Source organism: Micromonospora sp. NPDC049051, assembly GCF_043197575.1.
Lineage (GTDB): Bacteria > Actinomycetota > Actinomycetes > Mycobacteriales > Micromonosporaceae > Micromonospora.
The window spans coordinates 1-1,000 of the sequence record NZ_JBICTL010000031.1; the positions used below are offsets into that span (position 1 = coordinate 1).

Below are 1,000 nucleotides of genomic sequence, written 5' to 3' on the forward strand. Positions count from 1 at the left end.
GTTCCCGCATTCGTCCGTGCCGGTGTCACAGGACCCGGATGACGAACTCACGCCCCACCACGAACCAACAATGCCTGACCAGCAACTCCACACTGCCAACCCGATAACCCACACCATGCACCCCCACCTCCTACGGGGTGCCCTAGGGGTGCCCCACCAATGACCACCCCAGGGAAACTCAAACCCCCAACCCACACCCCCACACCAAAGGAACCCCATGCACTTCCACGTACTCGGCACCACCGAAGTCACCCACCACAACCACCACCTCGAACTCGGCGGAATCCGCCAACGCGCAATCCTCGCCTACCTCCTCCTCAACGCCAACAAAGTCGTCGCCACCAGCCAACTCCTCAACGCCATGTGGAACGGCAACCCACCACCCACCGCCCGAAAAATGGTCCAAAACGCCGTCAGCGGCATCCGCCGCATGCTCACCACCACCACCACCGACACCACCACACCCGCCCTCCACACCCACCCACCCGGCTACCAACTCCGCATCGACACCGAAACCATCGACCTCTACCGCTTCCGCCGACTCGTCCGCGAAGGCCGCCACGCCACCACCACCAACAACCCCCACCACGCCGCCCACCTCCTCACCGAAGCCCTCACCCTCTGGCGCGGACGCGCCCTCGCCGACCTCGTCGAAACCGGCACCAACTGGTCAGAACTCGCCGCCATCGAAGACGAACGCCTCTCCGCCCTCGAAGACCGCCTCGACGCCCAACTCGCCTGCGGCAAACACCGCGAAATCACCCCCGAACTCGAAATCCTCACCACCACCGAACCCATGCGCGAACGCCTCTGCCACCAATTCATGCTCGCCCTCTACCGCAGCGGCCGCCAAGTCGACGCCCTCCGCGTCTACCGCCGCACCCGCGAAGCCCTCATCGACAACCTCGGCCTCGAACCCGGCCGCGAACTCCAACAACTCCAACAACGCATCCTCGAACACGACGCCAAAATCCAGACACCCGTACTGGTCGGCTGAACC

At 64.4% G+C, this 1,000-nt stretch carries 1 protein-coding gene; it reads left to right on the forward strand.

Translation table 11 applies throughout. The features are described from left to right. Positions 1–217: 217 nt before the first annotated feature. Positions 218–997: a BTAD domain-containing putative transcriptional regulator gene (locus ACGFIR_RS31620; RefSeq protein WP_393149042.1), complete on the forward strand. Its 780-nt coding sequence runs from the start codon at positions 218–220 to the stop codon at positions 995–997. The last annotated feature ends 3 nt before the right edge of the window (positions 998–1,000 follow it).

Bases quoted from the DNA above. Each gene is read 5' to 3' on its own strand.
- ACGFIR_RS31620 (WP_393149042.1), top strand. From the start codon at position 218: ATGCACTTCCACGTACTCGGCACCACCGAAGTCACCCACCACAACCAC.